General features: G+C 66.1%; 24 protein-coding genes. 11 read left to right on the top strand and 13 right to left on the bottom strand.

Annotation, left to right across the window (positions count from 1 at the left end; all coding sequences use genetic code 11):
• Positions 1-231 precede the first annotated feature (231 nt).
• Positions 232-1,011 (bottom strand): class I SAM-dependent methyltransferase, encoded by a 780-nt coding sequence (locus NF876_RS26735; RefSeq protein WP_262271397.1) that lies wholly within the window; start codon positions 1,009-1,011, stop codon positions 232-234.
• A gap of 193 nt (positions 1,012-1,204) precedes the next feature.
• Positions 1,205-1,627, bottom strand: coding sequence for an ester cyclase (locus NF876_RS26730; RefSeq protein ID WP_262271396.1), 423 nt, complete (start codon positions 1,625-1,627; stop codon positions 1,205-1,207).
• Between the two features lie 540 nt (positions 1,628-2,167).
• Here NF876_RS26730 and NF876_RS26725 point away from each other — a divergent pair.
• The gene (locus NF876_RS26725; RefSeq protein ID WP_009488682.1) at positions 2,168-2,422 is read left to right on the top strand and encodes a DUF2171 domain-containing protein; all 255 of its coding nucleotides are present in this window, start codon (positions 2,168-2,170) and stop codon (positions 2,420-2,422) included.
• 585 nt (positions 2,423-3,007) lie between these two features.
• Here the strand turns inward: NF876_RS26725 and gyrB are convergent.
• The 9 genes from gyrB to mutM all read right to left on the bottom strand — a co-directional run bounded on the left by gyrB (position 3,008) and on the right by mutM (position 14,244).
• The gene (gene gyrB, locus NF876_RS26720; RefSeq protein ID WP_262271395.1) at positions 3,008-5,434 is read right to left on the bottom strand and encodes a DNA topoisomerase (ATP-hydrolyzing) subunit B; all 2,427 of its coding nucleotides are present in this window, start codon (positions 5,432-5,434) and stop codon (positions 3,008-3,010) included.
• A gap of 199 nt (positions 5,435-5,633) precedes the next feature.
• Positions 5,634-6,311 (bottom strand): LysE family translocator, encoded by a 678-nt coding sequence (locus NF876_RS26715; protein WP_315975080.1) that lies wholly within the window; start codon positions 6,309-6,311, stop codon positions 5,634-5,636.
• Positions 6,311-7,471 carry a DNA replication/repair protein RecF gene (gene recF, locus NF876_RS26710; RefSeq protein ID WP_262271394.1) on the bottom strand — a complete coding sequence of 387 codons (1,161 nt, stop codon included), beginning with the start codon at positions 7,469-7,471 and terminating at the stop codon, positions 6,311-6,313. The genes NF876_RS26715 and recF overlap by 1 nt, the downstream gene beginning before the upstream one ends.
• A 189-nt stretch (positions 7,472-7,660) precedes the next feature.
• The gene (gene dnaN / locus NF876_RS26705) at positions 7,661-8,779 is read right to left on the bottom strand and encodes a DNA polymerase III subunit beta (RefSeq protein ID WP_262271393.1); all 1,119 of its coding nucleotides are present in this window, start codon (positions 8,777-8,779) and stop codon (positions 7,661-7,663) included.
• 158 nt (positions 8,780-8,937) lie between these two features.
• Positions 8,938-10,389, bottom strand: a complete 1,452-nt coding sequence (gene dnaA, locus NF876_RS26700) for a chromosomal replication initiator protein DnaA (protein ID WP_262271400.1) — start codon at positions 10,387-10,389, stop codon at positions 8,938-8,940.
• An 829-nt stretch (positions 10,390-11,218) separates the two neighbouring features.
• A complete protein-coding gene (gene rpsT / locus NF876_RS26695; RefSeq protein WP_114947025.1) occupies positions 11,219-11,485 on the bottom strand; it encodes a 30S ribosomal protein S20 in 267 nt (88 codons plus the stop codon).
• A gap of 173 nt (positions 11,486-11,658) precedes the next feature.
• Positions 11,659-12,462: a TSUP family transporter gene (locus NF876_RS26690; RefSeq protein WP_262271392.1), complete on the bottom strand. Its 804-nt coding sequence runs from the start codon at positions 12,460-12,462 to the stop codon at positions 11,659-11,661.
• A gap of 3 nt (positions 12,463-12,465) precedes the next feature.
• Positions 12,466-13,239, bottom strand: coding sequence for an enoyl-CoA hydratase (locus NF876_RS26685; protein ID WP_262271391.1), 774 nt, complete (start codon positions 13,237-13,239; stop codon positions 12,466-12,468).
• A gap of 111 nt (positions 13,240-13,350) precedes the next feature.
• Positions 13,351-14,244 (bottom strand): bifunctional DNA-formamidopyrimidine glycosylase/DNA-(apurinic or apyrimidinic site) lyase, encoded by an 894-nt coding sequence (gene mutM / locus NF876_RS26680; RefSeq protein ID WP_262271390.1) that lies wholly within the window; start codon positions 14,242-14,244, stop codon positions 13,351-13,353.
• 161 nt (positions 14,245-14,405) lie between these two features.
• Between mutM and ubiE the strand changes: the two genes are divergently transcribed.
• The 10 genes from ubiE (at position 14,406) to NF876_RS26630 (ending at position 21,342) form a co-directional block, all read left to right on the top strand.
• The gene (gene ubiE / locus NF876_RS26675; RefSeq protein ID WP_262271389.1) at positions 14,406-15,155 is read left to right on the top strand and encodes a bifunctional demethylmenaquinone methyltransferase/2-methoxy-6-polyprenyl-1,4-benzoquinol methylase UbiE; all 750 of its coding nucleotides are present in this window, start codon (positions 14,406-14,408) and stop codon (positions 15,153-15,155) included.
• Positions 15,156-15,158: 3 nt separating this feature from the next.
• On the top strand, positions 15,159-16,733 hold the full coding sequence (ubiB, locus tag NF876_RS26670) for a 2-polyprenylphenol 6-hydroxylase (protein WP_262271388.1): 1,575 nt from the start codon (positions 15,159-15,161) through the stop codon (positions 16,731-16,733).
• Positions 16,730-17,944, top strand: a complete 1,215-nt coding sequence (gene coaBC / locus NF876_RS26665) for a bifunctional phosphopantothenoylcysteine decarboxylase/phosphopantothenate--cysteine ligase CoaBC (RefSeq protein WP_262271387.1) — start codon at positions 16,730-16,732, stop codon at positions 17,942-17,944. The genes ubiB and coaBC overlap by 4 nt, the downstream gene beginning before the upstream one ends.
• On the top strand, positions 17,941-18,396 hold the full coding sequence (gene dut, locus NF876_RS26660; protein WP_262271386.1) for a dUTP diphosphatase: 456 nt from the start codon (positions 17,941-17,943) through the stop codon (positions 18,394-18,396). Before coaBC ends, dut begins: the two co-directional genes overlap by 4 nt.
• A gap of 12 nt (positions 18,397-18,408) precedes the next feature.
• Positions 18,409-18,858, top strand: coding sequence for an RrF2 family transcriptional regulator (locus NF876_RS26655; RefSeq protein WP_262271385.1), 450 nt, complete (start codon positions 18,409-18,411; stop codon positions 18,856-18,858).
• A 74-nt stretch (positions 18,859-18,932) separates the two neighbouring features.
• A complete protein-coding gene (gene cysK / locus NF876_RS26650; protein ID WP_262271384.1) occupies positions 18,933-19,913 on the top strand; it encodes a cysteine synthase A in 981 nt (326 codons plus the stop codon).
• A 143-nt stretch (positions 19,914-20,056) separates the two neighbouring features.
• Positions 20,057-20,404 carry a hypothetical protein gene (locus NF876_RS26645; protein ID WP_262271383.1) on the top strand — a complete coding sequence of 116 codons (348 nt, stop codon included), beginning with the start codon at positions 20,057-20,059 and terminating at the stop codon, positions 20,402-20,404.
• A gap of 12 nt (positions 20,405-20,416) precedes the next feature.
• On the top strand, positions 20,417-20,650 hold the full coding sequence (locus NF876_RS26640) for a hypothetical protein (RefSeq protein WP_262271382.1): 234 nt from the start codon (positions 20,417-20,419) through the stop codon (positions 20,648-20,650).
• Positions 20,651-20,667: 17 nt separating this feature from the next.
• Complete coding sequence (locus NF876_RS26635; RefSeq protein ID WP_262271381.1) at positions 20,668-20,988, top strand: hypothetical protein; 321 nt, start codon at positions 20,668-20,670, stop codon at positions 20,986-20,988.
• Between the two features lie 189 nt (positions 20,989-21,177).
• Complete coding sequence (locus NF876_RS26630) at positions 21,178-21,342, top strand: hypothetical protein (protein WP_262271380.1); 165 nt, start codon at positions 21,178-21,180, stop codon at positions 21,340-21,342.
• An 84-nt stretch (positions 21,343-21,426) separates the two neighbouring features.
• Here NF876_RS26630 and NF876_RS26625 read toward each other — a convergent pair whose 3' ends face one another.
• Together NF876_RS26625 and typA are read right to left on the bottom strand one after the other, a co-directional pair.
• Positions 21,427-22,050, bottom strand: coding sequence for a glutathione S-transferase family protein (locus NF876_RS26625; RefSeq protein WP_262271379.1), 624 nt, complete (start codon positions 22,048-22,050; stop codon positions 21,427-21,429).
• 215 nt (positions 22,051-22,265) lie between these two features.
• Positions 22,266-24,092, bottom strand: a complete 1,827-nt coding sequence (gene typA / locus NF876_RS26620; RefSeq protein WP_262271378.1) for a translational GTPase TypA — start codon at positions 24,090-24,092, stop codon at positions 22,266-22,268.
• Positions 24,093-24,630 lie beyond the last annotated feature (538 nt).

Below are 24,630 nucleotides of genomic sequence, written 5' to 3'. Positions count from 1 at the left end.
AATCCCCATAACATCCGCAGCGTCAGCACGGTGCTCCGCGGTTTCCTCCTTTGAGGCTTGTCGAACGCCTGCCGCTCGTGCCGCGGTTCCGTTCCGCCGCGGCAGGCATCCAACAAGCCTTAACAAAATCGGCACTCCTGAGACATAGGCGCTTTGTCTGCTTTGGCGCTCGAGAGCTGACGTTCAGCGAGGGGTCCTGAATGCGAATGTCTGATCCGAGGCTGATCTCAGTCAAGATCCCGTTCGGCGCTGTGCAGTGGTTGCCGTGAATGCGATCGTTGTCGTCCAGTAATCTGGATCGCGGGAGAGGTCATAGAACTCGTCGAGTGTTGCCTGGGATATTCCGCTCTCCGCTTTCAACTTATCTGCGACTTCGCGGATTCCGTAATCCCACCATTCCGCGAATGGCGAACCACCATTGTAGAGAATGGCATGCCCTTCGGAGGAGATATCGATCAACCCCTCTGCTTGCAGCCATGCGGGGATGCTGCGACCAACGTAGTAGTCGATCTGGTGGGCTGCTGCCCACTGAATGAATTGCTCCCAGAAGCGTTTCTGGGAGAGGGGCTCGACGGTCCACGTGGGGTAGAAGTCGGGCTCCTGCACGAAAAGATAACCACCCGGCTTAAGCCAGCGGACAACCTTGCTCACCACGGCGCGGCGCTCGGGAAGATGGTGCAGGAGGGCTCGAATTGCGATGAGGTCATAGGGGGCATCCGATGGCTCGTCGTTCACGACATCAAACTTGCGGACTTCCAAATTGCTGGCCGCAATTCCTTGCATCAGGTCGGTACGAATGTCGCTGGCGATGACGTGCCCCGTCGGACCGACGCGCTGCGCGAGCCACTGCGAGAGCGAGCCGTTGCCGGCACCGATCTCCAGACAACGCCAACCGATGCCGACGCCTGTCTCGGACAGATGAAATCGGCTCGGTGGGTCAAGCAAGTCCGACATCAATCTCAGTCGCTCCGCTTCGCCCTTCAGATCGTGGCGCCAGACATACTCGGCCATGACAGCCTCCCAGGATGCGTTCCTCTATTGTCCCACAATTCATCCTGGTTGGCAGGATGTCTCCTCAAGCAGGAATACCGGGGATTTCCAAAGAGATGCGGATGTTCTCGGCTCACCCTGGCTGTCGTCTGATCCCCCGTTGCAATGCAAGGCCCTTTTGTGCCGAGGCTGTGATCTGCCGTTGCGACAGACCCTACGAACCGGTTGGAACGCATCCGAGCTGCTGGAAGAGGCCGAGCCGGTCCAACTCGACCCAGTCCTCTTTCAGCTTGCCCCCGACGAAGTGGCCAATGATGATGACGGTCCACGTCACGTTGCGGCCGGACGCGGCGATCCCCTGCCATTCGCCCTGCTGGGTCGCTTGCCAGTGGCCACGCCAGACGCCTCGGTCACCAGCAAAGAACATGTCGTCCAGGGTGTAGGCAGCATTCGGAAATGCGGCGAAGAAGCCCTCCATCGCTGCGCGCCAGGCTGGCAGGCCGTGGATCGTCTCCATTCCCAGCCAGTGTGACGTCAGATCATCGTCCCAGTACTTGTCCAGGGCGTCCAGACGGTGCCCGTTGAAGACCTCGTCGATGTAGGCGCGGATCAACGCCTCGTGCTGGTCTTCCGCCATGATCGTTGCTCCTCCGGATGCTGAAGGTCGACTGGCCCATCTGGTAGTCCAGCACGCGCTGCGGTGGCCGGCGAGTGCTGTTCGGCCCGGAGAGCAGTGGCGCGGTTCTCATGCGCGCCTTGTCGAGCAAGTGACGAGCGCTACTTTATCCGCAGGTCGACTACGCTCGCATAATAGCGCAGACTTTCTCTAAATGCATGAGGCATAAAAAGGGACAGAAGGGCCACAACTGGCACGCCTGAGACGTAGGCGCTTTGTTTCCTTTGGCGCTCGAGAGCAGACGTTCAGTGAGGGGTCCTGAATGCGAATGTCTGACCCGATCCAGACATCAAAGACAGGCTCCGCGTCCTGGTCCGCAGGGGTGAGGTCTACCCCCAGGATCTGCGCGCGGCACACATGGTAGAGCATGATCGCCAGGAGGACCTGTGGGGTCAGGGAATTTCGCGCCTGGAGCAGGTGAAGGCTGTCGGGCGACGAGCTTGCGGCGGCATCCAAATCCGTCATCATGCGTTGTGCTCCCGTCATCTACGGGAGAAAGCCATGACCGATGTCAGCAGGATTCGGGAGCACATGGAGGTGATCGGCGCTGACGGCGTCCACGTCGGAACGGTCGATCGGGTCGAGGGCGACCACATCAAGCTAACACGGAAGGACAGCGGCGAGGGCTCCCACAAGGGGCACCATCATACCGTTCCGCTGGCCCTTGTGGCAGACATTGAGGGCGACAGGGTGCGCCTATCCGCCAATGCGGACGTGGCCGTCACCTTCGAGCAGGAGGCGGATCGCTCCGCCTGAGTTCGGCCACAGCCACCGCGGGCCGCCTGGCCGTCAAGAGCCACCCCAGCGCAGTTACTGCTCTGTGCAGACGAGCCGCCGGGCTGAACACATCGCCTGGGTACTCAGTCTCGCATCCTTTCCGGCTGTGCGGGCGGTGACCATCGCAAGTTCACACAGACCGGCCAGCTTCGGCTCGTTGGGGCCCAAAGGCCTTTGCGTCCCGGACGCCGTGACAACCCAATCGCGGAGGAGACGCCATGCTCGACAGTATTCCTATCTAGTCGCAGGCGGGCTCCTGGTCTGCTGGGCGGCCTCATAGGCTTCTGTGATCCGGTGCCACGTATCCTTACAACCGCCGTGCGGTTGTTGTTGAAACACCTCATTTCGCGCGTCCGGGCCCTTGAGAAGTGACTTGGCCCCTGAACGGCCTTCGCCTCGACCCGGAACCGGGATTGTCCGGAAATGGCACGAGCCGGACCTTAGTTGAAGGTCCGTGCTCCGGCCGGAAGCGGAAATTCAGGCTTGAGTCAGACTTCCGTGCAAATTGAGTCAATCTTTTTCGCAATTGAGTCAGACTTATAGGTATTCAGACACAGGACGCGATCAGACGTCCAGGTTCGCCACCGAGAGGGCGTTTTCCTGGATGAACTCGCGACGCGGCTCGACCACGTCGCCCATGAGCTTGACGAACAGGTCGTCCGCGTCGGTGGTGTCCTTCACCTTGACCTGCAGCAGCGAGCGCACGTCGCGGTCGAGCGTCGTCTCCCAGAGCTGCTGGGCGGTCATCTCGCCAAGGCCTTTGTAGCGCTGGAGCTGCAGGCCCTTGCGGCCGGCGGACAGCACCGACTGGAACAGCGAGAGCGGGCCGTCGATCTGCATCTCGTCGTTCTTGCGCACGAGCCTCGCCGGCTTGGCGTAGACGTCCTGCAGGGTCGTGGCGCGCTCGTCGAGCTTCTTGGCTTCCTGGCTGGCGATGAGGGCCTGATCGAGGGTCGCGGTCTGCTTCACGCCGCGCACGGTGCGGGAGAACACATAGCCGCCCTCATGCACCTCGCCGGTCCAGCCGCGTTCGAGTTCTTCCGAGATCGCGTCCAGACGCTGGGCGATGTAGGCCGCAGCGGCAGGTCCCTTCTGCGGATCGTCCACCACATCGGGGCGAAGCGCCCCGGCGATCGCCGCCTGCTCGACCACCTTGCGGTCGTAGCGCGTGTGCAGGCTGTTGAGCACCTGTCGCACGAGGCGGGCCTCGTCGATGAGGCCCTTCAGCTGATCGCCCTGGAACGAGACGCCGGTTTCGAGCTGCAGCGCGGCGCTCTCGACGCCTTCGCCGATGAGGTAGTCTTCCAGGGCGCGCTCGTCCTTCAGGTAGATCGAGGACTTGCCGCGGGTCGCCTTGTAGAGCGGCGGCTGGGCGATGTAGAGGTGTCCGCGCTCGATCAGGTCCGGCATCTGCCGGAAGAAGAACGTGAGCAGCAGGGTGCGGATGTGCGAGCCGTCCACGTCCGCATCGGTCATGATGATGATGCGATGGTAGCGCAGCTTGTCGAGGTTGAACTCCTCGCGGCCGATGCCCGTGCCGAGGGCGGTGATCAGCGTGCCGATCTCCTGGCTGGACAGCATCTTGTCGAAGCGCGCACGCTCCACGTTGAGGATCTTGCCGCGCAGGGGAAGAACCGCCTGGAAGGCGCGGTCGCGGCCCTGCTTGGCGGAGCCGCCGGCGGAATCGCCCTCCACGAGGAGCAATTCGCACTTGGACGGATCACGCTCCTGGCAATCGGCGAGCTTGCCCGGCAGCGACGCGATGTCGAGCGCACCCTTGCGGCGGGTGAGCTCGCGCGCCTTGCGGGCGGCCTCGCGGGCGGCGGCGGCTTCCACCACCTTGCCCACGAGGGTGCGGGCCTCTTGCGGGTGCTCCTCGAGCCAGTTGTTGAGCGCCTCGTTCATGACGTTCTCGACGGCAGGGCGCACCTCGGACGAGACGAGCTTGTCCTTCGTCTGCGACGAGAATTTGGGATCGGGCACCTTCACGGACACGACGGCGGTCAGGCCTTCGCGGCAGTCGTCACCGGTCAGGGAGACCTTCTCCTTCTTCGTGAGGCCGGAGGATTCCGCATAGCCGTTCACCTGGCGCGTCAGCGCCGCCCGGAAGCCCGCCAGGTGCGTGCCGCCATCGCGCTGCGGGATGTTGTTGGTGAAGCAGAGCACGTTCTCGTGGTACGAGTCGTTCCACCACAGGGCCACTTCGACGCCGATGCCGTCCTTCTCGGAGCGGATCATGACCGGCTGCTGGATCAGCGGGGTCTTGGCGCGGTCGAGATAGCGCACGAAGGCCTCGACGCCGCCCTCGTACATCAGCTCCTCGCGCTTGTGCTCCGCATGGCGCTTGTCGGTGAGGATGATGCGCACGCCCGAATTGAGGAAGGCCAGCTCGCGCAGGCGGTGCTCGAGGGTCGCGTAATCGAACTCCACCATGGTGAAGGTTTCAGGGCTCGGCGTGAAGGTCACTTCCGTACCGCGCTTGTTCGGCGCATCGCCCACGACGGCGAGCGGCGCCACCGCGTCGCCGTGGCGGAACTCCATGAAGTGTTCCTTGCCGCTGCGGTAGATGCGCAGCTTCAGCGAGGTCGAGAGGGCGTTCACCACCGACACGCCCACCCCGTGCAGACCGCCCGAGACCTTGTAGGAATTCTGGTCGAACTTACCGCCCGCATGGAGCTGGGTCATGATGACCTCGGCGGCCGAGACGCCTTCGCCCGGATGGATGTCGGTGGGGATGCCGCGGCCATTGTCGGTGACGGTCACCGAGCCGTCCGCATTGAGCGTGACGGTGACTTCCGTTGCGTGACCGGCGAGCGCCTCGTCGATGGCGTTGTCCACCACCTCGTAGACCATGTGGTGCAGGCCCGAGCCGTCATCGGTATCGCCGATATACATGCCCGGCCGCTTGCGCACCGCATCAAGGCCCTTGAGCACCTTGATCGATTCCGCGCCATAGGCGTCGGCATTCACGTTGATAGCAGGTTCGGCCATTTGGGATCCTTCAAGACGCGCGGAAAAAGGGGCAGGCGCGCCCGGGTTTTGATTCGTCAGATCAGTTATTTAGGGATGAATGGTTGAAATTTCACCCCCATGGGCCTACGCGCGCGCGTCACGGGGCGGAAAAATCCACCAAAAACCGCCGAATCGGGCCGTTTCAGGAGCGGTCCATGGCCTCAGGCCGCGGGGACCTTCATCGTGACGCAACGGCGGCCGCCGCCCCGGCCAGCAGGGCGCCCGTGGTGCGGTTGAGGATCCGGACCGCCCGCGGCGTGGTGAAGAGCTGCCGGGCCCGGGCGGCGAGCACGATATAGCCGGCGAAGACCACCCCCAGCACGGTCAGGGTCGCGGCCACCAGTTCGGCATAGCCCAGCAGGGTGATCCGGGTGAGATCGAGGATCGTGGGCAGGAGCGCGAGGTAGAAGACGATCGTCTTCGGGTTGCCCAGGGTGAGCGCAAGCCCGCCGAGGAGGAGCTTGGCCGGGTGCTCGGCCCGCCTGTCCGCCCGAACGTCCTTGGCGAGCGCCGGGGCCGTCCAGATCTTGTAGGCGATGTAGAGCAGATAGGCGGCGCCGGCATATTTGATGACCAGGAACACCTCGTGGAAGGCCTGGGCCAGGGCCGCGAGCCCGAGGATCGCGCAGGTCAGCCAGACCACGTCGCCGAGGGCCACGCCGATGCTGAAGGCCACGGTCTCCTTGGGCCCGCGGCCGAGGACACGTCCGACGATGGCCGCGACCCCGGGGCCCGGCGACGCGGCAGCGATGAAGAGGGCGGAGGAGAAGAGCAGCAGGCCTGCAAGGTCCATGGTCGTGACGCCCGGAGAGACAATGTTGCCGCCAGCATAAGGCCAGGCGGCCTCGAAGGCCATCAAGGAGTTGTGATGGGTTCGATCACGCCGGCTGACACCTGCAGCAGATCGGCCCGGCCCTGCAGCCCGGCGAACAGGCCAGGATCCGCTCCCGTCATCCAGACCTGCCCGCCGAGGGATTCGAGCGCGTCGTAGAGACCCGCCCGGCGGCGGGGATCGAGATGGGCCGCGACCTCGTCGAGTAGCACGAAGGGGGCGATTCCGCTCATGCTCGCGACGAGCCGGGCATGGGCGAGCACGAGCCCGATCAGCAGCGCCTTCTGCTCGCCCGTGGACGCCGTGTTGGCCGGAATGTCCTTGGGCCCATGGCGCACGAGCAGATCCGAGGCCTGAGGCCCGACGAGGGTGCGCCCGGCTGCCCGGTCGCGGTGCCGGTGGTCCCGCAGGATCGCCCGGTAGCGGTCCTCGGCATCGACCGCCGGCAGGGTGGCCACGAGCGCATCGAGTTCGCCCTCCAGACCCATCGTGGCGAAGGGGAAAGGGGATTCCTCCTCGCGGGTTTCGAGGATGAGGCTCGCCAGCCGCTCCACGGTTTCGCGGCGGGCGGCGACGACCGCGATGGCGAGTTCCGCCACCTCGCGTTCGAGCGCGTCGAGCCACAGGCGGTCGTCCGGATTGTCCTCGAGCACCCGGTTGCGGGAGCGGAGCGCCCGCTCCAGGGCATTCACCCGCGTCCCGTGCTCCGCGTCGACCGCGAGCACGAGACGATCGAGGAAGCGCCGACGGTCACCGGCGGGTCCGCGGAACAGGGCATCGAGGTCGGGCGTGAGCCAGACGATGCGCAGATACTCGGCGAAGGCCGTCAGCGAGGAGGCGGGCATGCCGTCGATGCGGCAGACCCGCGACGCACGGGAGCCTTCATGCTGAGGTTCCACTCCCGTGCCGAGGCGATGCTCGCCATAAGGCGCGTCGAGGGTCACGGAAACGGCGAACGAGCCCGGCCCCTCGTTCCGCGCCATCTCGCCGAGCTCGGCGCGCCGCAGGCCCCGGCCGGGCATGAAGAGCGAGATCGCCTCGAGCACGTTGGTCTTTCCGGCACCATTCTCGCCCACGAGCGCCACGAGCGGGCGCGAGACGGTGAGATCCAGGCTCGCATAGGTGCGGAAATCCTGGAGGATCAGGCGGGCGATTCGGGAGGCGGCAACGGGCGAGGAGGACATGCGCCCCCTTCATTCAGGAGCGGACGCGAAAGATCAAGCGCCGCCGAAGCGGTTCGGGATCATGGCGGGCTGCATGCAGGACAAGCTCCTCTTGTCCGAGATCGCCGGCACATGGCCGGCGATGACGGGGGCTTCGTCCTGTGTACGATCCGGGGTTCTGCCTTGCAGCCCCGGATGGACATGGGCCGATCAGACGCGCATCGGCATCAGGACGTAGAGCGCCGATGCGCCTTCCCGGTCCTGGACGATGGTCGGCGAGCCGGGATCCGCCAGCTTGAACAGGGCGGTATCGCCGTCGAGCTGGGCCGTGATATCGAGGAGATAGCGGGCGTTGAAGCCGATATCGATCGGGGTCGCATCATAATCGACCTCGATCTCCTCCGTGGCGCTGCCCGAATCCGGGTTGTTGACCGTGAGCGTCAGGCGCCCGTCGTTGAGCGCGAGCTTCACCGCGCGGCCGCGCTCGGACGAGATGGTGGAGACGCGGTCGACGGCCTTGGAGAAATCGGCGCGCTCGACCACGAGCACCTTGTCGTTGCCGGCGGGAATGACGCGCTGGTAGTCGGGGAAGGTGCCGTCGATGAGCTTGGAGGTCAGCACCACGCCGTCGAAGGTCAGCCGCACCTTGGCGGAGGACAACTCGACCGTGATGGTCTCGGAGCCGTCCTCCACGAGCTTGACGATCTCGGCCACGGCCTTGCGGGGCACGATCACGCCGGGCATGCCTTCCGAACCCGTAGGGGCCGGGATCTCGACCCGGGCGAGGCGATGGCCGTCCGTAGCGACAGCCCGCATGACAATGGCGCCGCCCGCATCCAGGGTGTGGAGATAGATTCCGTTGAGATAGTAGCGCGTCTCCTCGGTGGAGATCGCGAACTGCGTCTTCTCGATCAGGCGCTTGAGATCGGCGGCGGCCAGCGTGAAGCGGTGCGGCAGGTCGCCGGCGGCGAGATCCGGAAAATCGCTTTCCGGCAGCGCCTGCAGCATGAAGCGCGAGCGGCCGGAGCGGATCTGCATCTGGCCCAGATCGGGGGTCATTTCGAGCGAGACCTGGGCGCCGTCGGAGAGCTTGCGCACGATGTCGTAGATCATGTAGGCCGGCACCGTGGTCGAGCCGGCTTCCGTGATCTCGGCCGGGATCGTCTCCGTGACCTCGATGTCGAGGTCGGTGGCCTTGAGGCGGAGCGATCCCTCGTCCGCGCGCAGGAGGACGTTGGACAGGATCGGAATGGTGTTGCGGCGCTCGACGACGCGGTGCACATGCCCCAGCGCCTTCAGCAGAGCGGCGCGCTCAACGGTAACTCTCATAACCTAGCACCTGGTTTCGGTGAAATTCTTGGCTCGTGCCCGCGAAGGACGAGCTTCGGACGGGACAAGCAGGGCAGCAATGTTGGCGTTTGTTGCCTGAGAAAGCAAGGCCGGGCGATGCCCGGCCCTGTCCGCCCGCGGCGGCCGGATCCGAAGGCCTATTCCTGCAGCATCCGCTTGAGGAGCTCGACCTCGTCCGAGAGGGCGTGGTCTTCGCCCAGGGCCTTCTCGATCTTGCGCACCGCATGGAGCACGGTGGTGTGGTCGCGCCCTCCGAAGCGGCGGCCGATCTCGGGCAGAGACCGCAGCGTCAGCACCTTGGACAGGTACATGGCGATCTGGCGCGGCCGCACCACGGCGGCGGTGCGGCGCTCCGAGAGGATGTCGGAGCGGGAGACGTTGTAGCGGGAGGCCACCAGCTTCTGGATGTCCTCGATCTTCACCCGCTTGGGTTCCCGGTTGCGCACCAGGTCTCGGATCGCGGTCTCGGCGGTCTCCAGCGTGATGGCGGAGCCGGTGAGAGTCGCGTGGGCGAGCAGGCGGTTCACGGCGCCTTCGAGGTCGCGTCCGTTCGCCGTGATGGCGCGGGCCACGTAGGCGATCACGTTCGGGCCCACCTCGAAGGTGGGATGGATCGTCTTCAGGGCGTCGACCCGGGTGGTGAGGATGGAGGTGCGCAGCGCCTCGTCGAGGGCGCTGACCTCCACCACGAGGCCGCCTGCGAGGCGCGAGCGCACGCGCTCGTCGAGGTTTTCGAGATCCGCCGGCGGCCGGTCGGCGGCGATCACGATCTGGCGGCCCGCATCGATGAGGGCGTTCAGCGTGTGCCCGAATTCCTGCTGGATCTGCTTTCCTTGGATGAACTGCACGTCGTCGATGATGAGCAGGTCGATGCCGCGAAGGCGTTCCTTGAAGGCCAGGGACGTCTGCGCCTTCAGGGAGGCGACGAAGCCGTACATGAAGCGGTCGGCCGTCAGATAGATGACGCGGCGGCCCTGCGCCCGCACCTCATGGCCGATGGCATGGAGGAGATGCGTCTTGCCGAGGCCTACGCCCGCATGAAGATAAAGCGGGTTGTAGATGGCCTGACCGTTCTGCGCGTGCGCCACCCGGTCCGCGGCCGCATGAGCGAGCGCGTTGGAGCGGCCGACGATGAAGCTCTCAAAGGTGAGGCGGGAATCGAGCGGAGCTCCGCCGAGGTCGCCGTTCTCGCCCCGCTCCTCCTGGGGAGCGGCCGCCGAGGGGGATTTGATCTCCCCGGCCAGGCTCGGCATCGCCATGGAGGCGGTCGGAGCCGGGCGGGGGGCTTCGGTGACCCGGCGCTGGGCCGCGGGATCGCGTCCGAGCGTGTTGCGCACGCCGATGGAGACGCGCTCCACGTCGCCGGCCTCGGAGCGGTAGACCGCCAGCACCCGGTCTGCATAGTGGGACTCGATCCAGCTTTTCAGGAAGCGGGTGGGAACGGTGAGATAGGCGCAGCCCTCGATCACCGAATCCAGCTCCAAGCGTCCGAACCAGCTCGCGAAGATATCCTCCCCCAGTTCGGCCCGGAGACGGCGCTTGACGCGCGTCCACACATCCGATGCCGTCTGCTCGCCCGGGGACTCCATGCCGTTCTCGCTGGGAGCGGCAAAGGTGCGGTGATCTTCGCTGCGATACATCAATGTTCCTCCACGAGGTTCCGCCTCCTTTAAGGTCGGAAACCCCCACGCATGACCCGTTTCGAACACCGAGGCACAAAGGCCTCACAGGTTATCCAAAACGCGGCGCCCCCAATTGTACTAAAGATTATTTGAACGCTTTTAAGTGGAGACGGTCGCTGACTGCCGTCTCCTTCGTCTTCACTCACGGTCTATCAAGTTTACCTCTCGGTAAAGGATGAGCCTTCGCTTGCTTCTGGAGAGAATGAAACAACGACTGATCCCCGCACATGGTGTCTTTAGTTCGAGCTTTGAGTGAATGACTTCACGGCGAGCCGTTGAAGCGAATTGACCTTACACAGGGTGCGGGACGGGGTGCAATACGGCCGAGTCGAGTCACGGGGGGCTGCAAGCCCTTTGTTGCGTTCACAGCCTCGTCCACAGCTTTTGAATCTGGGCTTTAAAGTCCTGACTCTTCAACTGATTCACTGTTCCACCACAGCCTGTCCCGAGCCTGAAAAAAGAGTCTTTGCGCAACCTTGATTCAGAACCGATTCGCCGCGACTCGGGAGGTGATTCTGATGCTTCGCGATGCTTTGCCTGCTAAGCTCTTGATGTCACTGGATGTTTTATGTGCAGTTTGAATCTGCTCTGTGGAGCTTTCACCCTGTCAGGCGGGGATAAAGTCAAGCTGCGGTGTGGATAAAATTTGACCGCGGAATCGGGGCTCAGAGACGAAAAAACCCGGCCGCGAGGCCGGGTCTGATCGATGATGGAAGTCAGCGGTGGAGGCTGCTTCTTAGGCGCTCAGCGTCTTGATGCGGCTCGCCAGGCGCGAGACCTTCCGGGACGCGGTGTTCTTGTGCACGATGCCCTTCTGGGCGGCGCGCATCATCTCCGGCTCGGCGGCGCGCAGAGCGGCCACGGCCTCGGTCTGGTTGCCGGCGGCGATCGCCTCTTCGACCTTGCGGACGAAGGTCCGCATCCGGCTGCGACGCGACTTGTTGATCGCGGTGCGCTTCGCGATCTTGCGGGTCATCTTCTTGGCGGACACGGTGTTGGCCATGGCCCATCCTCGTTCTTTAAAATCCCGATGCGCCAAGCTCGAGCCCATCGAGAACTCCGGCAGCGATCGGTTGATTGCATGGAAACCGAAGAGCCCGCGGGACGCGCGGGCTCATGTGAGGCGGCTTATAGACGCGATGCCCGCGAACGTCAACGTCCGTGGGCCTTTGCGCGTCAAAAAAGCGCCAGGACGGCCTTCTGCAGGGCCTGGCGCCAGGGATTGGCCGGGTCGAGAAGGAGCCTGAGCGCCATGAGGCCCGACACCACGACCAGGAGCGGGCGGATGATCCGGGAGCCCAGCCGCATGGCGAGCCGCGATCCCGCCTGGGCTCCCAGGAAGGAGGCGCCCGCCATGACGATGCCGACCGGCCAGACCACCGCGCCCGTCGACGCATAGAGAAGAAGGCTGCCGAAATTGCTGGCGAAATTGACGAGCTTGGTATGAGCGGTCGCCTTCACCACCCCGTAGCCGAGGAGCGTCACGAAGGCGAGCATGTAGAAGGAGCCTGCTCCCGGGCCGAAGATCCCGTCGTAGAAGCCGATGGCGACCGGTGCCGTGAGGCCGAAGGCGAGAGCCGTCATCCGGGCCTGCGCATCCTCGTCCTTCATCTTGCGCGAGAGCGCGAAATAGACAGCCATCGCGACCAGCAGCAGCGGGATCAGCCCCTCGAGCACGGAACGCGGCAGGAACTGCACGCAGAGCGCTCCCGCGATGCTGCTGAGAAACGCCGCCAGGGTGAACCCCCAGGCCTTGCGCCATTCGATCAGCCCCTTGCGCCCGAAGGTATAGGTGGCGGAGGCCGCCGCGACCGAGCCCTGGACCTTGTTGGTGGCGATCGCCTGGGCGGGATCGAGGCCCGCGAGCAGAAGAGCCGGCACGGTGATGAGCCCTCCGCCTCCGGCAATGGAATCCACGAAGCCCGCAAGGAAGGAGACCGCGGCGAGAGCCGCGATCGCGTCGAATCCGATGGTGAGCACGATCTACTGGTTCTTGAACTCGGCTGCGCGCTTCCCGACGAAGGCCGTCATGCCTTCCTTCTGGTCGGCGGTCGCGAACATGGCGTGGAACAGGCGCCGCTCGAAGCGAATGCCCTCGGACAGCGACACCTCGTCGGCGCGGTTGATGGTTTCCTTCGTCATCATGGCGATGGGCAGCGACATGGACGCGATGGTGTCGGCGGTCTTCAGAGCCTCGTTCAGAAGATCGGCCAGCGGCACCACGCGGGCGACGAGCCCGGACCGCTCGGCCTCCTCGGCGCCCATCGTCCGGCCCGTCAGGCACATCTCCATGGCCTTGGCCCTGCCGATGAGCCGGGTCAGGCGCTGCGTGCCGCCCATGCCCGGCATCACGCCGAGCTTGATCTCGGGCTGGCCGAACTTGGCGTTGTCCGCCGCAATGATGAAATCGCACATCATGGCGAACTCGCAGCCGCCGCCCAGCGCGAAGCCCGCGACTGCGGCGATCATGGGCTTGCGGCGGCCCGACACCTTCTCCCAGCCGGAGAAGAAGTCGGCCATGTAGGTGTGCGGATAGGTGAGTTCCGCCATCTCCTTGATATCGGCGCCCGCCGCGAAGGCCTTCTCCGAGCCGGTGATGACGATGCAGCCGACGGCCGGGTCCGCCTCGAAGGCGTCGAGAGCCTGGTTCACCTCGTTCAGCAGGGCCGTATTGAGGGCGTTCAGGGCCTGGGGGCGGTTGAGGGTGATCAGCCCCACCTTGCCGCGCGTCTCAACGAGAATGGTCTCAAAAGCCATGCCGGCGTCTCCTCATCGCTGGATGAGACACCGGTAGGCGAGGCCGGTCGATGCGGCAAGAGCAAATCCGACAAGCCCTGCCCCCTCCTTTCGGCAAAGCCGTGGGCGCGCTCATGCGCGCAAGCGCTTCTGACACTCGGGGCAGTAGAAGGTCGAGCGGCCGGACTGCACGAGCCGGGCCACCGTTCCGGTGCAGGAGGGAGTCACGCAGGCCTGTCCCTCGCGGTCGTAGACCCGGAAAGAGTGCTGGAAATAGCCGAGCGAGCCGTCCACCTGCGCATGATCGCGCAGGGTCGAACCGCCGGCTTCCACGGCCTCGGCCAGCACGTCGCGGATGACGCCGGCGAGCTGGTGCGCCTTGTCGGTCGGCTGACCGGTCTTGGTCGCGAGCGATCCCGCGGCCGCCTCCGGATGGAGCCCGGTGCGGAACAGGGCCTCGCAGACATAGATGTTGCCGAGGCCCGCGATGAGGCGCTGGTCGAGGAGGGCGGCCTTCAGGGGCGTGCGCTTGCCCGCGAAGAGCCTCGCGATGGTCTCGCCCGAGAGCTCGTTGCCCAGGGGCTCGATGCCCATGCCGGCGAAGTGCTTCGACGTCTCGATCGCGGAGCGGGGCACCAGGTCCATGAAGCCGAAGCGGCGGGCGTCGTTGTAGGTGACGGTCGCCCCGTTGGAGAACTGGAACACCACATGGTCATGGGCCCCGAGGCCGCCGTGCTCGTGATGGAATTCCCCCGGCATGCGGGTGGCTCCGTCCCGGGTCACCAGAAATCGACCGGACATGCCCAGATGCATTACCAGCACCTCGCCGGACGCGAGATCGGCCAGGAGGTACTTGGCCCGCCGGCCCAGGGCCGTGACCTCCTGGCCCTCCAGGCGCTCGGCGAACCGATCCGGGAAGGGAAAGCGCAGGTCGGGCCGGCGCTGGGTCACCCTGGTGAAGCGGGCGCCGACCATGGCGGGCTCCAGACCGCGGCGCACGGTCTCGACTTCGGGCAGTTCGGGCATCAACCATCTCTCGGCTTCTTGAGACCTCTTACATAGCCATCCCGCCCCGCTTCCGCTATGGATCGCGACATTGGTGCATCGTGCGCAAAGCCGGGCCCGGCTTTTTCTGTCGTGGCCCGTCGGGTCCGACGCTCGAGGTGACGAGAGATTTGGTGAAGGTCATGACCGACGAGAACACCCATTTCGGGTTCCAGTCCGTGCCGCTCGGCGAGAAGCAGGGCAAGGTCAACGAGGTCTTCCGCTCCGTGGCGAGCCGCTACGACCTGATGAACGATCTCATGTCGGCCGGGCTCCACCGGGTCTGGAAGGATGCCCTCGTGTCCACCCTGCGCCCGCCCCGCGGCCGGCCGTTCCGCCATCTCGACGTGGCCGGCGGCACCGGCGACGTGGCCTTCCGCATCCTGGACGAGAGCGGCCCGCAGACCCGCGTGACCGTGCTCGACATCAACGGCGAGATGCTCAAGGTCGGGGCCGAACGGGCCGGCCACCGCTACGAGGGCCGCATCGATTTTATCGAGGCCAATGCGGAGGAGCTGCCGCTCGAATCCGCGACCTACGACGCCTACACCATCGCGTTCGGCATCCGGAACGTGCCGCGCATCGATGCGGCGCTTCGCGAGGCGCACCGGGTCCTGAAGCCCGGCGGCCGCTTCCTCTGCCTCGAATTCTCGAAGGTCGACGTGCCGCTCCTCGACCGGATCTACGACGCCTATTCCTTCAACGTCATCCCGCGCCTCGGAGGCATGGTGACGGGGGACGCGGAGTCCTATCAATATCTGGTGGAATCGATCCGCCGCTTCCCGCCCCCGGCTGCCTTCGCCCGCATGATCGAGGAAGCGGGGTTCCGGCGCGTGACGCACCGGTCCCTGACGGCGGGCGTCGTCGCCATTCATTCCGGCTGGAAGATCTGACACGTGATCGGCAGCCTCGTTCATCTTGCCCGCAACCTGCGCGCCGGGTTCGTCCTGGCCCGCGAAGGCGCCCTGGCGCTCGTCGATCCGAGCGCCCTGCCGCCCTCCGCCCGCTTCGGCCTGAGGATGGCGCGCCTCGTCGAGCGGCCGCAGGCCGGCGACGGAGCGGCGCGGCTCTCCAAGGCCCTGACGCGGCTCGGGCCGTCTTACGTGAAATTCGGCCAGTTCCTCGCGACCCGCCCGGATATCGTCGGCGTTGCGGCGGCCCGCGATCTGGAGCGCCTGCAGGACCGCATGCCGCCCTTCCCGCGGGCGGAGGCGGTGCGCATGGTCGAGATCGCCCTGGGCCGCCCCATCGACGCGCTGTTCCTGGAATTCAGCGAGCCGATCGCGGCCGCCTCCATCGCGCAGGTTCACCGGGCCCGCATCCGCACGGCGGAGGGCGAGGAGACGGTGGCGGTCAAGGTCGTGCGCCCCGGTGTGCGCGAGGGCTTCGCCCGCGATCTTCAGGCCATGCGCGCGGCCGCCCGCCTGTTCGAGCGCGTGGTTCCCGACGCGCGCCGCCTCAAGCCGCTGGAGATCGTGGAGGCGCTCGCCCGCTCCGTCGCCGTGGAGATGGATCTGCGCCTCGAGGCGGCGGCCGTCTCGGAACTGGCGGAGAACACGAAGGACGACCCGGATTTCCGCGTGCCGAAGCCGGAATGGGACCTCACCGCGCGCGACGTGCTCACCACCACATGGATCGAAGGCATCCGCCTCAACGATCTGGCCGGGATCGAAGCGGCGGGCCTCGACCGGGTCGCGCTCGGGCGCACGGTGATCCAGTCCTTCCTGCGCCACGCCATCCGCGACGGCTATTTTCACGCCGACATGCATCCGGGCAACCTGTTCGTGGATGCGGAAGGGCGCCTCGTGGCCGTCGATTTCGGCATCATGGGCCGTCTCGGCCTGAAGGAGCGGCGCTTCCTCGCCGAAATTCTGCTCGGGTTCATCCGCCGCGACTATCTGCGGGTGGCGCAGGTGCACTTCGAGGCCGGCTACGTGCCGCCGCACCATTCGGTGGAGGATTTCGCCCAGGCCATCCGCGCCATCGGCGAGCCGATCCACGATCGCCGCGCCGACGAGATCTCGATGGCGAAGCTCCTGACGCTCCTGTTCGAGATCACGGCCCTGTTCGACATGGCGACCCGCATCGAGCTGGTCATGCTGCAGAAGACCATGGTGGTGGTCGAGGGCGTGGCCCGTAACCTGGATCCGAAGCTCGACATGTGGACCACCTCCGAGCCCGTGGTGCGCGACTGGATCGAGCGCAACCTCGGGCCGCTGGGCCGCGCCGAGCAGGCGGGCCGCGGCCTGTGGACGCTCGCCGGCGTCATCGGCGACCTGCCCGAGCTGGCCCTGCGGGCCGAGCGGGTGCTCAACCAGCTCGAGGACGTGACGGCCCGGGGCGTGGCGCTCGACCAGGACAGCGTCGCGGCCATCGGCCGGGCCGAGGCGCGGGGCAACCGCTGGGGCGTGGCGGCCTTGTGGATCATCGCGGCCTCGCTGATGATCATGCTGTTCAGGGGCTTCGCATGACGGCGCTTTCGGGCAAACGCATCCTCCTCGTCATCGGCGGCGGCATCGCGGCCTACAAGTCGCTCGACCTCATCCGCCGCCTGCGGGAGCGCGGCGCCTCCGTCCGCTGCATCCTGACCGCGGGCGCGCAGGCCTTCATCACCCCGCTCGCGGCCTCCGCCCTCACGGGCCAGCGCTCGCATACCGATCTCTTCGACCGTGAGGACGAAGCGGATATCGGCCATATCAAGCTCGCCCGCGATGCGGATCTCGTGATCGTCGCGCCGGCCACGGCCAATCTCATGGCCAAGATGGCCGGCGGCCATGCGGACGATCTCGCCTCCACGGTGCTGCTCGCAACGATCCTGCCGATCCTGATCGCTCCGGCCATGAACGTGCGCATGTGGCAGCATCCGGCCACGCAGCGCAATCTGACGATCCTCCGACAGGACGGTGTTCATGTGGTGGGGCCCAATGACGGCGCCATGGCCGAGGCCGAGTTCGGCCCCGGCCGCATGGCCGAGCCGCTCGAGATCGCGGCTGCCGCGGAGCGCCTGCTCGCCCCGTCCGGGCCGTTGGCCGGCAGGCATGTGATCGTGACCTCGGGACCGACGCACGAGCCCATCGACCCGGTCCGCTACATCGCCAACCGCTCCTCGGGCAAGCAGGGCCATGCCATCGCGAAGGCAGCCGCCGACGCGGGGGCCCGGGTCACGCTGATTGCGGGCCCCGTGACGCTGCCGGATCCAGCCGGCGTGACGACCGTCCATGTGGAGAGCGCCCGCGAGATGCTGGATGCCGTCGAGAAAGCCCTGCCGGCCGATATCGGAATCTTCGCCGCGGCCGTCGCCGATTGGCGCGTGGCCAACGCGGGCGAGCAGAAGATCAAGAAGAAGGACGGCGCGCTGCCGAACCTGTCGCTCGCCGAGAATCCCGACATTCTCGCCACGATCGCCCATCGCAGCGAGGACCGCCCGCCGCTGATGGTGGGCTTCGCGGCCGAGACCGAGCACGTGATCGAGCATGCCCGGCAGAAGCTCGCGAAGAAGGGCTGCGACCTCATCGTGGCCAACGACGTGTCCGCGGCGGGTGGCGTCATGGGGGGCGACAGCAACACGGTGCATCTCGTCAGCGCGTCAGGCGTGGAGACCTGGCCGACCCTGTCGAAAGCCGACGTGGCCAAGAAGCTCGTGGAGCGCTTGGGCGCGATGGCGAAAGGGGGACAGCCATGAGCCGGCGCCTGCGCATCCAGCGGCTCGCCCATGCGGCCGATCTGCCGCTGCCGCGCTACGAGACGGCCGGAGCCGCCGGCATGGATCTCGTGGCCGCCCATCCGGCCGAGGCGCCGATCGTCCTGCAGCCGATGCAGCGGGCGCTCGTTCCCACCGGCCTCGTCCTGCAGCTCGAACCCGGCTTCGAAGCCCAGGTGCGGCCCCGCTCCGGGCTGGCCTTTCGCCATGGCGTGACCGTGCTCAATACGCCGGGCACCGTCGACGCGGATTACCGCGGCGAGGTGCAGGTGCTTCTCGTCAATCTCGGCTCCGAGCCTTTTTCCATCGCCCGCGGCATGCGCATCGCCCAAATGGTGGTCGCCCCGGTCACCATGGTAGAATTGGTCGAGGTGAGCCAGGTCGACGAAACGGGTCGCGCGGCAGGCGGCTTCGGATCGACTGGGCTGGGGTAGGGAAGCACTCGCATGAATTTCCTCTCGCGCCGCTCGCTTCTTGCCATCGCCGCCGTCACGGACATCGCGCTCCACGCCCGGCCGATGCCGGTTTCGGCCAAGGCGCTCGCGGCCCGGCACAACCTGCCCCCGCGTTATCTCGAGCCGGTCCTGCAGGCTCTGGTCCGTCAGGGCATCCTGAAGGGGGTGCGCGGCCCCCGGGGCGGCTACGAGCTCGCCCGCGAGCGACGCCGGATCACGGCCGGCGACATCGTGCGCATCGCCATGTCGGCCCTTGAGGAGGACGCAGCCTCTCCGGTGCCGGAATCGCGCCTCGCCGAGGCCGTCGTGTCGCCCCTGGTGCAGCGCGGAACCGAGGCGTTCCTGGCCGAGCTCGACAAGGTGACGGTGGAGGATCTGTGCCAGAAGGCGCAGGCTGAGTCGGCTGTCGAGACGACCCCGGCCGTCGATTTCACCATTTGAAATGTGAATAGGGGCAAAGATCGACACTCCGTATGGGAAAGGCTAAATTTCCGCCGACCTGAAGGAGGATATTCATGGCTGACACCGCCCATCTGTCGGGCTCCGACGCCAAGCCCGGGCGCGGCCGCATCTACGGCTCGATCACGGAAACCATCGGCAACACCCCGCTCGTGCGCCTGAACCGGCTGCCCAAGGAGCGCGGGATCGACGCCGAGATCCTCGTCAAGCTCGAGTTCTTCAACCCGATCTCCAGCGTGAAGGATCGCATCGGCGTCAGCATGATCGAGGCCATGGAGGCTGCCGGTACGATCAATCCCGACACGACCCTGATCGAGCCGACCTCCGGCAATACCGGCATCGCGCTCGCCTTCGTGGCCGCGGCGCGAGGCTACCGGCTGATTCTGGTGATGCCCGAGACCATGTCCATCGAGCGTCGCAAGATGCTGGCCTATCTCGGCGCGGAACTCGTGCTCACCCCCGGCCCCATGGGGATGAAAGGCGCCGTGGCCCGGGCCGAGGCGCTCCTGACCGAGATCCCCAACTCGGTCATTCCGCAGCAGTTCAAGAACCCGGCCAATCCGGAGATCCACCGCAGGACCACCGCGGAGGAGATCTGGAACGACACCGACGGACGGTTCGACGCCTTCGTGGCGGGCGTCGGCACCGGCGGCACGATCACCGGCGTCGCCCAGGTGATCAAGCCGCGCCTGCCGGCCATGAAGGTGATCGCCGTGGAGCCGGAGGATTCTCCCGTGCTCTCCGGCGGCCAGCCAGGTCCGCACAAGATCCAGGGCATCGGGGCCGGTTTCGTGCCGGATGTCCTCGACCGCTCGCTCATCGACGACGTGGTGACGGTCGGCAACCAGACGGCCTTCGACACTGCGCGCCGGCTCGCGAAGCTCGAAGGCATTCCCGGCGGCATCTCGACCGGCGCCAACGTGGCGGCCGCGCTCGAAGTGGCGGCGCGCCCCGAGTTCAAGGGCCGGCGCATCGTCACGGTCGCGCCTTCCTTCGCCGAGCGCTACATCTCGAGCGCATTGTTCGAAGGGCTTTGATCCTCTCGGCACGCAGACCATCGGGGCGGCTTCACGGCCGCCCTTTTTGTTGGCGCTCCGCGCAAGCGTGGCCAGAACTTCGCCCCGCCCGCCGGGTTCTCCTTGCACGCACGAAATTCGAACGATGTTTCAAGGAGTTCATCATGGCGGAACGCAAGGCGCCTCATTCACTCAAGGATCAGACGGCGGATCAGATCCGCAACGAGCAGCGCGGCGGCATCGACAGTCCCGTCGATCCGAACCGCGACGGCGGCATCGAAGGCAACGCGACCCTGAGGCGCGTATGGAGCGAGCCCGGCGGCGAGGCCTACAACTACCGCCAGGGGCAGACCAGCAAGGCCGGCATGGACGGCCATGACGAGCTCACGGCCGCCGAGACGCCGGAGACCACCAGGCACCTGAGCGACGCGAGCCTCTCGCCCGAGGACAAGGACGCGACCGCCGAAGCCATCGAGCGCGCCACCGCCGTGAACGGCAAACAGGACGGCTGAAAGGACACGGCGATGGGCAATGCAGGCTACGGCAATCACACCGACGACACGAAGAAGGACGTGGAGTCCAAGCGGCTCGACCCGCAGGGCGGCCAGCAGAGGTCGACCGAACAAGGCCCGGGCGGGAAGCAGCCGGCGGCAGGACCCCACAGCAAGCCGTCGCTGACCAACCCGGATTCGACGCCCGGCACGGGCGCCCTGCCGGACGTCGGCGACCACGACGCGACGGATTCCACGAGCTCGTAGGAACGGACCCGATCATCATGACCCAGAACCACAACGCGGGGCCCCGCGTCCCGACGGAACGTCCTGACCCTGACGAAGCCGGACGGGATCCCGGCCCCGGCGCCCAGGACCGCCCCGGCTTCGATCTCGGCGGCGCGGTGGATCCCTCCAACAAGACCCAGGTGGGCTCCGGCACCATTCCCGGCGGGCCGAAGGGCAGCCCCACGAGCGGCACCGATGCGGGCGGACGGGCGACCGGGCTCACCGACCCGAGCGGCTCGCGCTCCCTCGGCAACGAAGGGGATGCAGGCTCCGATTCCGGCTCGGGCCCGACCGGCGGCTCCGGCGGCCCCACTTGAGCATCGGACGCACAAGTGGGAACCGGTTTTGCGTGGAAAGATGCTCCCAAACAAAAGCTTGAAGCATCGGACGCAAAAGTGGGAACCGGTTTTGCGTGAAAAGATGCTCCAAAACGAAAGCCTCAAGCATCGGGCGTGAGTTCGATGACACGTCTGATGCTTTTGAACGCATCAGAAGGAACAGCAGCGATGGGAAAAACCGACGACAAGTCCAAGCAGGCCACCGAGGAGGATATCAGCGCCCCCCGGCTGACCCCGCAGGGCCGCGAGAATCCGGAGGCCTCGGGCGAGGACTCGACGAACCCGATGGGCGAGGGCGCGAAGAAGGGCCAGAGCAGCAAGGCGGAAGGGTGATCAGAGGGGTGATCAGAGGGGTGATCGGAGGGTGATCGGAGCACCCTTCGCGTCTGGGGAGGAGCCGATGCCGACTTCTCCCCTCTACACTCCACCGTCCCGGCCGTAGGTGCGAAATCCCTCCCGTTCGCAGAGACGATCGTAGTAGCGTTCGATCGCCGGCAGATCGGGCCGTTCGAGCGGAATGCTCTTCCAGCGGTGGATCGAGAGACCGATCACGATGTCCGCGCAGGTGAAATGCGGTCCGGCCACATGGGCGCCGGTGCGCGCCAGTTCCCGGTCGATCACGCGAACGGCGGAGCAGAAACCGTCCCAGGATCGGGCGATCTGCGCCGGGTCCTGGAAATTCGGGTTCCTGCGGACAAGCCCGAGGAAAACATAGCGCCAGGTGTTGTTGAAGTCGGAGACCTGCCAGTCCATCCACTTCTCGACATGGGCCCTCTCGGCCGGTGCGCCGGGCAGGAGATCACGGCGACCTTCGCGGGCCGCGAGATAGCGGACGATGCTGTTCGACTCCCAGAACATCTGACCGGCGTCCTCAAGCACCGGGATCATCCCGACCGGGGTGAGCCTTTGAAACGCGGGGTCCGTGACGGGCCGGGTGTCGCCGCCCCAATCGACCCTCTCGAACGGAAGGCCGAGCTCCGCGCAGGTCCAAAGCACCTTCCTCACATTGATGGATTTCGGCTGGCCGTAGATCTTCAGCATGACGCCCCTGCATCTTTATTGCATTGCATATAGCATTTTTCGGCGAAGTGGATCCGGTTCGCCGTCAAAAATGCGGCACGGCCAAGACGAGAGGTGATTCCACGCCTGTGGAAACACCTCTGGCCGGCGGCCGCGAGGTGCGCCAGATCAGAAAGAGAGCCCATGAAAAAGGCCGCCCCTCGGGGCGGCCTTTCGTCGTGGCGGGAAGCGGTGGTTCAGGCGCTCAGCGCTTCCTTCTGCTTCTCGGCGCGCTTGCGGTCGTTCGGGTCGAGGATCGCCTTGCGGATGCGGATCGACTTCGGCGTCACCTCGACGAGCTCGTCGTCCTCGATCCAGGCGAGGGAGCGCTCCAGGGTCATGCGGATCGGCGGCGTCAGGCGCACGGCCTCGTCCTTGGAGGTGGTGCGGATGTTGGTCAGCTTCTTGCCCTTGAGCACGTTGACCTCGAGATCGTTCTCGCGGTTGTGCTCGCCCACGATCATGCCCTGGTAGACCTTCCAGCCGGGCTCGATCATCATCGGGCCGCGATCCTCCAGGTTCCACAGGGCGTAGGCCACGGCCTCGCCGGAATCGTTGGAGATCAGCACGCCGTTGCGCCGTCCCGCGATCTCGCCCTTGTAGGGCTCGTAGGCGTGGAACAGGCGGTTCATGATCGCGGTGCCGCGGGTGTCGGTGAGAAGCTCGCTCTGGTAGCCGATGAGGCCGCGGGTCGGGGCGTAGAACACGAGGCGCTGGCGGTTGCCGCCGGAGGGCCTCATCTCGATCATGTCGGCGCGGCGCTCGGACATCTTCTGCACCACGACGCCCGAATGCTCCTCGTCCACGTCGATGACCACTTCCTCGATGGGCTCGAGGAGCTGGCCGTTCGCGTCCTTCTCGAACACCACGCGGGGGCGCGACACGGCGAGCTCGAAGCCCTCGCGGCGCATGGTCTCGATCAGGATGGCGAGCTGCAATTCGCCACGGCCGGAGACATAGAACGAATCCTTGTCGGCCGCCTCCTCGATCTTGAGGGTCACGTTGCCTTCCGCTTCCTTGAACAGGCGGTCGCGGATCATGCGGCTCGTCACCTTGTCGCCCTCGGTGCCGGCGAGCGGGCTGTCGTTGACGATGAACGACATGGTCACGGTCGGCGGGTCGATCGGCTGCGCCTGGATCGGGATGTCGTTCTCAGGGGCGCAGAAGGTGTCGGCCACCGATCCCTTCACGAGACCCGCGATGGACACGATGTCGCCGGCCTCGCCGACGTCGATCGGCTGGCGCTCCAGGCCGCGGAAGGCCAGGATCTTGGACACGCGGCCGGTCTCGACCACGTTGCCCTCGCGGTCGAGCACCTTGATCGACTGGTTCGGCTTCACCGAGCCGGAGCTGATGCGCCCGGTGACGATGCGGCCCAGGAAGGGGTTCGACTCGAGCAGGGTGCCGAGCATGCGGAACGGACCTTCCTCGGTCTTGGCCGGCGGCACGTGCTCGAGCACGAGATCGAACAGCGGCGCCAGGCCCTGGTCGCTCGGGCCTTCCGGCGACTTGGCCATCCAGCCGTTGCGGCCGGACCCGTAGAGGATCGGGAAGTCGAGCTGCTCGTCGGTGGCGTCGAGGGCCGCGAACAGGTCGAACACCTCGTTGATGACCTCCTGATGGCGGGCGTCGGGGCGGTCGATCTTGTTGATGGCCACGATGGGCTTGAGGCCGATCTTGAGGGCCTTGGACACCACGAACTTGGTCTGGGGCATCGGGCCCTCGGCCGCGTCCACGAGCACGATGGCGCCGTCGACCATGCTCAGGATGCGCTCCACCTCGCCGCCGAAATCGGCGTGGCCGGGGGTGTCGACGATGTTGATGCGGGTGTCCTTCCAGACCACCGAGGTCGCCTTCGCCAGGATGGTGATGCCGCGCTCCTTCTCAAGGTCGTTCGAGTCCATGGCGCGCTCTTCCACGCGCTGGTTCTCGCGGAAGGCGCCGGATTGCTGGAGCAGCTTGTCGACCAGGGTGGTCTTGCCGTGGTCGACGTGGGCGATGATGGCGATATTGCGGAGTTTCATACGGGGTCTTTCAAAGCAAAGCGGCCCGGCACGCGGCAAGCTTGGCCGCGCCCCTGGCTCGTACCGGGCGATAAATCTGATGCGCTGCAATATAGTGATTAGTCTGCGGCGGCAATAGGGCGGGCTGGAACCTTTCTGAGCAAAGCGGATGCGGCCATCCTCCGTCCTCCCGGGCTCGCCCCGCTGAACGTGATGCCATGGAGCCCTGAGCCTCACCGGATCGGTCTGGCCGTGTCTCCCCGCCACGTTATCACCGGGCTCGTCCCGGTGATCCCGCTTGTCTGAAGCGCCGAGCCTTTCGGATCGGGATGGCCGGGCTTGTCCCGGCCATCCCGCTTCTGAGAAGCGCCGCGCCTCACCGGAGCGGGATCACCGGCACAAGGCCGGTGATGACGTGGAGGGTGTTAGGACGGGCGGAGGGTGACGGGGAGGGTGCCATGGCGGGCGGAGGGTGGCCGGGAAGCCCCGGGGTGTCGGGTGAGGCGAGGGGAACGCCACTCCGGGCTCGGCGCCCAAGGACCGGAGATCATTGAATGAA

The sequence above is a fragment of the Microvirga yunnanensis genome (genome assembly GCF_025460875.1).
Note: the sequence above shows the minus strand (reverse complement) of the source record. Positions and strands in the feature narration are given on the sequence as shown.

What these genes read in the sequence shown, in the direction of transcription:
- NF876_RS26645 (WP_262271383.1), top strand. Translation starts at nt 20,057, where the DNA reads ATGGCGGAACGCAAGGCGCCTCATTCACTCAAGGATCAGACGGCGGAT.
- NF876_RS26635 (WP_262271381.1), top strand. Translation starts at nt 20,668, where the DNA reads ATGACCCAGAACCACAACGCGGGGCCCCGCGTCCCGACGGAACGTCCT.
- NF876_RS26625 (WP_262271379.1), bottom strand. Translation starts at nt 22,050, where the DNA reads ATGCTGAAGATCTACGGCCAGCCGAAATCCATCAATGTGAGGAAGGTG.
- NF876_RS26725 (WP_009488682.1), top strand. Translation starts at nt 2,168, where the DNA reads ATGACCGATGTCAGCAGGATTCGGGAGCACATGGAGGTGATCGGCGCT.
- recF (WP_262271394.1), bottom strand. Translation starts at nt 7,471, where the DNA reads ATGTCCTCCTCGCCCGTTGCCGCCTCCCGAATCGCCCGCCTGATCCTC.
- typA (WP_262271378.1), bottom strand. Translation starts at nt 24,092, where the DNA reads ATGAAACTCCGCAATATCGCCATCATCGCCCACGTCGACCACGGCAAG.
- NF876_RS26735 (WP_262271397.1), bottom strand. Translation starts at nt 1,011, where the DNA reads ATGGCCGAGTATGTCTGGCGCCACGATCTGAAGGGCGAAGCGGAGCGA.
- NF876_RS26640 (WP_262271382.1), top strand. Translation starts at nt 20,417, where the DNA reads ATGGGCAATGCAGGCTACGGCAATCACACCGACGACACGAAGAAGGAC.
- dnaN (WP_262271393.1), bottom strand. Translation starts at nt 8,779, where the DNA reads ATGAGAGTTACCGTTGAGCGCGCCGCTCTGCTGAAGGCGCTGGGGCAT.
- NF876_RS26685 (WP_262271391.1), bottom strand. Translation starts at nt 13,239, where the DNA reads ATGGCTTTTGAGACCATTCTCGTTGAGACGCGCGGCAAGGTGGGGCTG.
- dnaA (WP_262271400.1), bottom strand. Translation starts at nt 10,389, where the DNA reads ATGGAGTCCCCGGGCGAGCAGACGGCATCGGATGTGTGGACGCGCGTC.
- ubiE (WP_262271389.1), top strand. Translation starts at nt 14,406, where the DNA reads ATGACCGACGAGAACACCCATTTCGGGTTCCAGTCCGTGCCGCTCGGC.
- cysK (WP_262271384.1), top strand. Translation starts at nt 18,933, where the DNA reads ATGGCTGACACCGCCCATCTGTCGGGCTCCGACGCCAAGCCCGGGCGC.
- dut (WP_262271386.1), top strand. Translation starts at nt 17,941, where the DNA reads ATGAGCCGGCGCCTGCGCATCCAGCGGCTCGCCCATGCGGCCGATCTG.
- rpsT (WP_114947025.1), bottom strand. Translation starts at nt 11,485, where the DNA reads ATGGCCAACACCGTGTCCGCCAAGAAGATGACCCGCAAGATCGCGAAG.
- coaBC (WP_262271387.1), top strand. Translation starts at nt 16,730, where the DNA reads ATGACGGCGCTTTCGGGCAAACGCATCCTCCTCGTCATCGGCGGCGGC.
- NF876_RS26655 (WP_262271385.1), top strand. Translation starts at nt 18,409, where the DNA reads ATGAATTTCCTCTCGCGCCGCTCGCTTCTTGCCATCGCCGCCGTCACG.
- NF876_RS26630 (WP_262271380.1), top strand. Translation starts at nt 21,178, where the DNA reads ATGGGAAAAACCGACGACAAGTCCAAGCAGGCCACCGAGGAGGATATC.
- NF876_RS26715 (WP_315975080.1), bottom strand. Translation starts at nt 6,311, where the DNA reads ATGGCCTTCGAGGCCGCCTGGCCTTATGCTGGCGGCAACATTGTCTCT.
- gyrB (WP_262271395.1), bottom strand. Translation starts at nt 5,434, where the DNA reads ATGGCCGAACCTGCTATCAACGTGAATGCCGACGCCTATGGCGCGGAA.
- NF876_RS26730 (WP_262271396.1), bottom strand. Translation starts at nt 1,627, where the DNA reads ATGGCGGAAGACCAGCACGAGGCGTTGATCCGCGCCTACATCGACGAG.
- mutM (WP_262271390.1), bottom strand. Translation starts at nt 14,244, where the DNA reads ATGCCCGAACTGCCCGAAGTCGAGACCGTGCGCCGCGGTCTGGAGCCC.